Source organism: Mesorhizobium silamurunense, from assembly GCF_014843825.1.
GTDB lineage: Bacteria > Pseudomonadota > Alphaproteobacteria > Rhizobiales > Rhizobiaceae > Mesorhizobium > Mesorhizobium silamurunense.
Window position 1 is genome coordinate 1 of sequence record NZ_JHQR01000250.1, and the last position, 6,929, is coordinate 6,929.

6 protein-coding genes are annotated in these 6,929 nt (G+C 62.3%); 1 reads left to right on the forward strand and 5 read right to left on the reverse strand.

The window, feature by feature from the left end:
* Positions 1-967 precede the first annotated feature (967 nt).
* Positions 968-1,507, forward strand: a complete 540-nt coding sequence (locus DH10_RS26485; protein ID WP_192244614.1) for an imm11 family protein — start codon at positions 968-970, stop codon at positions 1,505-1,507.
* Positions 1,508-1,556: 49 nt separating this feature from the next.
* On the opposite strand, the gene DH10_RS26490 is transcribed toward DH10_RS26485, so the two are convergent.
* From DH10_RS26490 to DH10_RS26510, 5 genes are all read right to left on the reverse strand, one after another.
* Positions 1,557-2,516: a DMT family transporter gene (locus DH10_RS26490; RefSeq protein ID WP_192244616.1), complete on the reverse strand. Its 960-nt coding sequence runs from the start codon at positions 2,514-2,516 to the stop codon at positions 1,557-1,559.
* A 141-nt stretch (positions 2,517-2,657) separates the two neighbouring features.
* Positions 2,658-3,182, reverse strand: coding sequence for an EF-hand domain-containing protein (locus tag DH10_RS26495; RefSeq protein ID WP_192244753.1), 525 nt, complete (start codon positions 3,180-3,182; stop codon positions 2,658-2,660).
* 196 nt (positions 3,183-3,378) lie between these two features.
* The gene (locus DH10_RS26500; protein WP_192244618.1) at positions 3,379-4,482 is read right to left on the reverse strand and encodes an NAD(P)/FAD-dependent oxidoreductase; all 1,104 of its coding nucleotides are present in this window, start codon (positions 4,480-4,482) and stop codon (positions 3,379-3,381) included.
* A gap of 24 nt (positions 4,483-4,506) precedes the next feature.
* Positions 4,507-5,826 (reverse strand): aspartate aminotransferase family protein, encoded by a 1,320-nt coding sequence (locus DH10_RS26505; RefSeq protein WP_192244620.1) that lies wholly within the window; start codon positions 5,824-5,826, stop codon positions 4,507-4,509.
* A gap of 170 nt (positions 5,827-5,996) precedes the next feature.
* Complete coding sequence (locus DH10_RS26510) at positions 5,997-6,671, reverse strand: hypothetical protein (protein WP_192244622.1); 675 nt, start codon at positions 6,669-6,671, stop codon at positions 5,997-5,999.
* Positions 6,672-6,929: the final 258 nt, after the last annotated feature.

Here is a 6,929-nt window from a genome sequence, read left to right on the forward strand (position 1 = left end):
CCGGATTAGATCAAAGGGGCAAGGTCACCAGGACCCGACACTACCTACCTAAGGTGGCCCGCTTCGTCCTTAGGGATGCGTTCCAATTGTATTAGCAGAAGCGCATATTTCTATCAGCCGGTGCCCTCTTAGCGAAGTCCCCGTACTAGGTCCCGCCGGTCAGGCCCGGTGGCCCTTGCCCACGCCACCAAACCCAACAAGGGCTCCGGGCCGCTCCCGTGTCAGGGATGTCGACAGGCCGTAAGGCACCGCCTAGTGGCTCTGCGCGATAGAGCCCGTGCTCATAGGCGCAAAGAAGCACATCCACCTCATCCTGTATCTGCCGACGCGAGCTGTTGGGATCAAAGTCTCGCAGATGTGATACCGTTCATCCGGTGCAGCCTGGACGCGTCCTCTGGGGATAAACCACATTCCTGTAGGGGGATCATTCCGATAGTAGGGCTGAGGTTGCCTTACGAGATAGCCGTCTCTAGTAGGACTAACATTGCTGGAATCGATCGGTTGACAATCTTTGTTGCCGCAGCACTTAAGATGAAAAACCGGGTCAGTCTTGTTTGAGTACCAGTCGTGAGCGTCCGCATTGCTGGCTAAGACCAGCCAAGCCAACGCGATACGTCTTCGCGGCTGACACATGGAAATCGCCTCATGCCCCTGCACATCATATTAGAGATGTCTAAATATTGGAAGTCGTGTTGCGGGCCGCAAAGGGCCCAGTGCTGGAACTTGCCTCGTGACGGCGGCGCGGACTGGGCACCGGCGGCTGCTTCATGGCATGCAGCTGGCAAGAGGCCGCCGGCGCGAAGCCCATGCTGGTCGCCTGCCGCGGCGCCGGCGCACCCAGCCACCCGCAACATGTATTACGGCGTCGTTTTTCGCGCGTTGACCCGCGACCTGCCGCGGATCAAGGTCGCGCGATAGCACGCGGGCCACAGTCGAACGCCTCGGTCAAAATGAGGAACATCGAGCGATGACGACCATCTATGAGTTCGCTGTCGTGGAGGGGCAGGAATGGGTGCTCCCGGTCGATGACAGCTATTTCGAGGTTTTCTTCAGTCTGGATGGAACGCCCCTGGGCAGTTGGGAGCCGCCGGTCATGCAGCGCGTGTCGGACGGTGACCCCGTCTATTCCGACTTCCCCTGGCTCGGCGAGCACGTGCCGCTTCTGCGCAAGCCGGCCGTCGACGCGCTGGCGGCGTCGCTGGCTCCCTATGGCGAGCTGATCCCGCTGCGCGGCGAGAAGGTCTGGCTCTTCAACGTCACCAATGTGATCGATGCGCTGGACCGGGAGCGGTCCGAGATCGTCTATTTCGACGACGGCGACATTCTTGCGATCGAGCGCTACGCGTTCGACGCGGACAAAATCGGCACCGCCGAGGTGTTCAAGCTGCCGATGCGAGCGTCGCCGGTGTTCGTCAACGACATGTTCGTTGGTCGGGTTCGCACGGCGGTGCTGCGGACCGTCTCGTTCAAGCCTCGATGGACATCGGACGGAAGCCTCCGCGATTGAACGGCCGTCGGCATATACCGACGCGCCGCCGCTGCCGGAGAGCCGCAGCCTATGCCGCGCGCACGGCACTCGGCTTGGGCTTCAGCGCCGTGGCGAGCACGATGCCGGCGACGATGAAGGCGGCGCCGAGCAAATCGTAATCGTGCAGGCTCTCGCCGAGCAGCAGATAGGCGAGGATGGCGACGAACAGCGTCTGCAGGTAAAGCAGCATGCTCGCCCGGCTGGCGCCCAGCGTCTCCACGCTGCGGTTGTAGAGATAATACATCAGCGCGCCGCCCGGGCCCGCCAGATAGGCGAGCGCAAGCCAGCCATGCACATTCATGGCCGAGCGTTCGTCGTTGAACAGTTCCCACAAATGGAAAGGCAGCGCGACCAGCGCGCCGGCGCCGAGCAGGAGCACGACCAGCGGCAGGAGCTCGATGCCGAATTTGGAACGGCGCACCAGCACGGTGTAGAGCGCCCAGCAGAAGGCGCTGCCGACGATCCACAATTCGCCGAGGTTGAAGCGCAGTTGCACGAGCGCCGTCAGGTCGCCATGCGCGACGATGACCAGCATTCCGGCGAGAGCCGCCAGCGCGCCGAGCGCCTGCCAAAGCCCGAGTGGCTCGCCGAGCGCGAAACGGGCGAGCACCATCGTCATGACCGGCGACAGCGCCATGATGATGCCGGCCGTGGTCGCGTCGGTGTCGGCGAGGCCGCGGTAGATCATGCCCTGGCAAAGCGTCAGGCCGATCGCTCCCACGGCGGCGATCTCCAGGGGCCGGGATTTGAGAAGCGCTACCATCGCGCCGTGATGGCGATGCACGATCGGCAGCAGGATGGCGCAGGCCAGCGCAAGCCGCCAGAAGCAGAGCCCCCAGGGCGGCATTTCCGGCGCCACCCATTTGGCCGCGATATAGACGCCGGCCGACAGAAGCCAGCACAGCACGGCGGCCGGATAGCCGGAGAGTGAAGGTATCGAGGCGACGGCGGACTGTTCCGCCGGATGAGCTATCGGCACCGCCTGCATGTCATGCCCCCTCGCGCAAAACGCCAGCCCAAGGCCGTAGCCGCAATATATCTCAACCCATGGCCGTCACATATGCCTTTGGCTTGTAGGCGCGAAGGCGCTTGCCGCAGGGTTGGGACGTCCGGGTTGCTTGGGGGGTTGCTACCGCATGCGCCCGCCCCCAGAACCGTGCATGAAGGACTGGATCTCATCCAGATCGACGCTGCCGTCGCCATCCTCGTCGGCAGCATTGAAGATCCTGCCGACCAGATCCTGAACTTCGCTCTGCGACAGTGCGCCATCGCCATCGGCATCCATGATCGCGAACATGATCTGCATCCTGGCGCCGTGCATCATGCGCGGTCCCATCCGATCGGGCCTTCCAGCCATTCTGTCGCCAGCGTGCCGGCCCTCTTCGTCTTGGCGATGCCAACGTCCGCCGTGCCGGGGTCCTTGTTCAGCCGCACGATCCTCCTGCAGCTTTTCCTGGAGCGCCTCGTCGACCATCCGGCGGATCATATCGCGCGTCGGAACTGCGGGTTGAGCGTCAGTCTCCGATGTTGCGATCGGTCCAGGCTTTTGCGGCATCGGCGTGGGCTCCGGCGTAGGGCTTGTCTGGGCCAGGGCCGGGAAGTTCATGAATATCAAAGCAGCGGCAACGGCTGCCGTTCGGTGTGGAAACTTCATCGGTTTCTCCCTTGAGCTGTGCTTCAAACTGAGATGCACAGCTCAACATGCTCTCGGTCCTATGGTTCCGGCCCGAGTGCCGACGGCCTCGAAAAACGTTTCAAGTATTCGGCTCGGCAATAGGTGTTGGCGCAAAAGGAGGTCGCGGCGCTGCTACGCCCGTGACGCGGACACCCTGCGGAGTTCCATCGCTCAATTACTTGAGCGCAACGCTTCGCCCTGCCGACGGCGACAGGCTCTCCGTGCCGGGCGCGGAAACCGGCGCGCCGTGAAGAACCCAGTCGGCCGCGATCTGCCCGATCACAGGAGCCAACTGGATGCCGTAGCCTCCGGCGCCGGCGGCAGTCACCAAGGTCGGCTCGGAAGCATCGATCGGCCCCACGAAAGGCCGATGGTCGGCGGTCACAGGATAAAGACCCGCCCAACCCCGGCCGAGCCGCGCGTCGGGCAGATCGGGCAGCCGCTCGAGGAGGAGTTCCGCGAGTCTGACCTTCGATTGTTCCACCTTGTGGATCTCGGCAATCAGTTCGGTGCGCTTCTCGTGGCGGAAATTGAGGCCGCTTCCCTCGCCGTTCACGAGATCCATGACCATCGGCATTGTGTAGTCTAGCGGCTGGTCGAGATGCACGACGACCGCCTCATGGCGCTCGGGCCAAATATGCAGGCGCTGATCGAAAAGTTCGGCCACCTGAGGCGCCCAGGCTCCGCCGGCATTGACCACGACATCGCAATCGATCGAATCGCCGCCGGTCTCCAGCGTATAGCCGCCGGACCGCCGCTTTACCCCAAGCAGCTTGCGATACTGGCGGATTTCGCCACCCTGGGCGCGGACCATCCGCGCCAGGAAATTGCACATCTCGTGAGGATCGAGAAAGCCATTGTCAGGCCCGAACAGCCCGCCCTCCAGCCCATCCGGGCTGATGTGAGGAATGAGTTGCCTCAGTTCGTCCGCACGATAGAGGCGCGACCGCAGGCCGGCCTCCTCTTGGATTTCCGCCGACTTCGCAAACAGCTCCATCTGCTTTTGCGTCCGTGCCAACCGCAGGTAGCCGATATGATTGAAGCCAAGCCCCTGGCTCTCCCATTGGCGGAAGCGGCGCAGCGAATGAACACGAAGCATGATCTCGAATGGATCGGTGAATTGCGATCCGACCACGCCGACCGCCCTGCCGCTCGACCCGGAGGCGATTGACTGGGCTTCAAGCACCGTCACGCGCGCGCCCTGTTCGACCAGGGTAAGCGCCGAGCACAATCCCAACGTGCCGGCGCCGATCACCACGACATGAGGCGAGGCTGTCATTCTTAGTCCTCCTGGCTGGTTGTCTCAGGACTGCCCGGCGATATCGCCCAAGGTCTCGTCGATCGCCTGCAGAATGTTTCGGGCGTCCTCCTCAGTCATGGGCGTCGATAGCGCGAACAGGCCATAGCTGGCGGACAGGACGCCACGGCCGAGCAGGCCCTTGTGGAAGGCGTCGAGCTTCCTGCGCTCAGCCTGGCCGGGATAGACGGACCTGTAATCCGTGACGGGATGCGACGTGAAATGGACCTTGAAGAGCGAGCCCAGGCCGACGCACTGGCCGGCAAGACCATGCCTGCCGAGCGAGGTGGCGACCCCGTCGCGCAGCAGCGTCCCAAGGTGATCGAGATGGGCAAAGCTTTCCTTGGTCAGCACCCGCATCGCGGCAAGTCCGGCGCGCATCGTCACCGGATTGGCGGTGAATGTGCCGCCGTGCGGAAGAGCGGGCTTGCCCCGGGTCGGATCGAACACCGCCATGATGTCGGCGCGGCCGCCCACGGCGCCCACGGGGAAGCCCCCGCCGATGATCTTGCCCAGGGCGGTCAGGTCGGGCGTGATGTCCCACAGCCCCTGCGCGCCCGAATAGCCGAGGCGAAACGAGATCACCTCGTCGAAGATGACCAGGGCACCCGCTGCGTGGGCGATCCCGACCATGGCGCGCAGATAGTCCTGCCGCGCCGGGATCAGTCCGGCACGGTTCGGCATGGGATCGATCAGCACGCCGGCGATGGTGTCGCCGTGAGCGGCGAAGACCGCGCGCAACGCCTCAATGTCGTTGAAGGGCACGGCGATCACGTCGTCCAGCACCCCGCGCGGCGTGCCCCTGGCGTAGGGCGTCGAGTTCGGCAGGTCGCCCCAGTTGGCGGGAGAACTGTCCAGGCTGACCTCGGCGAAGTCGTAGGAGCCATGGTAGGCGCCCTCGATCTTGACGATCTTTGGCCGTTCGGTAAAGGCGCGCGCGGCCTTTATGGCCATCATCACGCCCTCGGTACCGGAGTTGGCGAAGCGGATCTGGTCGACCGAGGGCAGCCGCTCGACAAGCAGTTCGGCAAGCTCGATCTCGCTGACCGTCGGAGCGCCAAAGGCGGTGCCGAACGGCAGCTGGTCAACCACGGCGGCGGCCACATCGGGTTGCCTGTAGCCATGGATCATCGCGGTGAAATTGTTGATGCAGTCGTAGTAGACGTTGCCGTCCACATCCCACACCCTGCAGCCCTCGCCTTTCGAGGCATAAATCGGAAAAGGGTCGACAAAGACCGTGGTGCGCGTATTGCCGCCCGGCATCACCCTCCTGGCGCGCTCGAACAGGGTCTTCGACAGAGGCATTGCGTCTGGATAATGCGGCATGGCTCGATCGTATGGCTTTGTCGCGCAGCTGCGCAATCGGCCAGGCGGGGCATGCAACGTGACCACATTCGTGCTGTCCGCGCGATCGAGCGCCAGGGCAAGGCCTCAAGGCGAGTTACGGGTAATAGGCTCGCGCTCCAGCCCGGACCAAGTGCAGTTGCAAAGCGCGATCAGGCATTGATGGGACCAGGAGAGGCCTGCTGAACGCGTCGGGAATTTCGATCTCGCAATGATCCGAGCCGTCGTCGTAGACAAAGCGTCCCTCGCGAAATCCGTAACACAATATTCGAACCGCGCTGTGGTTCATCGGACCACCTATCCAGAGCGGCTATGCTGTCCGGCATGGCAAACCCTTGAAACGCTTGGATCTCCGGAATGATGTGCTTGGCTCCCAGCGTTGCATCCCAAATCCAATGAGGAAGGTGCGTGATAGAAAAATAATCCTTGTTTTCCAGGGCTTTGACATGACCCGCCACTCGCTGAAGCCAGGTCATGTGACTGCGCAGAGCGCGATGGAAATTTGGGAGCCATGGCGAGAAAATGAGGTGGCCAGGCAGCTTGAAGCGCATATTGCCCCTTTTTGTTCGGGCCCATGGCCAAGGGTACTCCTGACCTGTGTCAGTCGATCGAACGAGAAGCAGGCCTTTTGTCTCGCGGATTACCGGCCAGAAATTCCTCGCAGCCGAGCGACGAATTGCTTCGTGAAGCTGCGCGATGGCCAGAGCAACTGGAACGCCGTTGGCCAACACTTCGATGGCTGAGGACACGTGATGGCTTTTCTTGCGTATATATTCTTCCGCCAGAGGGCGGTTTATACTTCGAAGATAGTCGCGATAGTCCCACATATGCGCGTCATATGTGTCGGATGTCCGATTAGGCACCAATCACCCACCTTCCAGCTAAACGTCACTTAACCAATTGTGCGATTACTCGACCGCACACGCGAATACAGATAGTCCATTTTCAATTCGTCAAGCGGACTCTCCGAAGCGAAGATGCGCGAACGTCGGCGATCTCGGAAGACTAGCGTCCGCGGCCAGGAACGAATTTGTCGCCAAACGATTGATGGGCGCGAGCTAGGGTCAGGACCCATTAATTTGTTG

Excerpts from the sequence above, each read along its gene's own strand:
- DH10_RS26485 (WP_192244614.1), top strand. The coding sequence starts at position 968 with ATGACGACCATCTATGAGTTCGCTGTCGTGGAGGGGCAGGAATGGGTG.
- DH10_RS26490 (WP_192244616.1), bottom strand. The coding sequence starts at position 2,516 with ATGCAGGCGGTGCCGATAGCTCATCCGGCGGAACAGTCCGCCGTCGCC.
- DH10_RS26495 (WP_192244753.1), bottom strand. The coding sequence starts at position 3,182 with ATGAAGTTTCCACACCGAACGGCAGCCGTTGCCGCTGCTTTGATATTC.
- DH10_RS26500 (WP_192244618.1), bottom strand. The coding sequence starts at position 4,482 with ATGACAGCCTCGCCTCATGTCGTGGTGATCGGCGCCGGCACGTTGGGA.
- DH10_RS26505 (WP_192244620.1), bottom strand. The coding sequence starts at position 5,826 with ATGCCGCATTATCCAGACGCAATGCCTCTGTCGAAGACCCTGTTCGAG.
- DH10_RS26510 (WP_192244622.1), bottom strand. The coding sequence starts at position 6,671 with ATGTGGGACTATCGCGACTATCTTCGAAGTATAAACCGCCCTCTGGCG.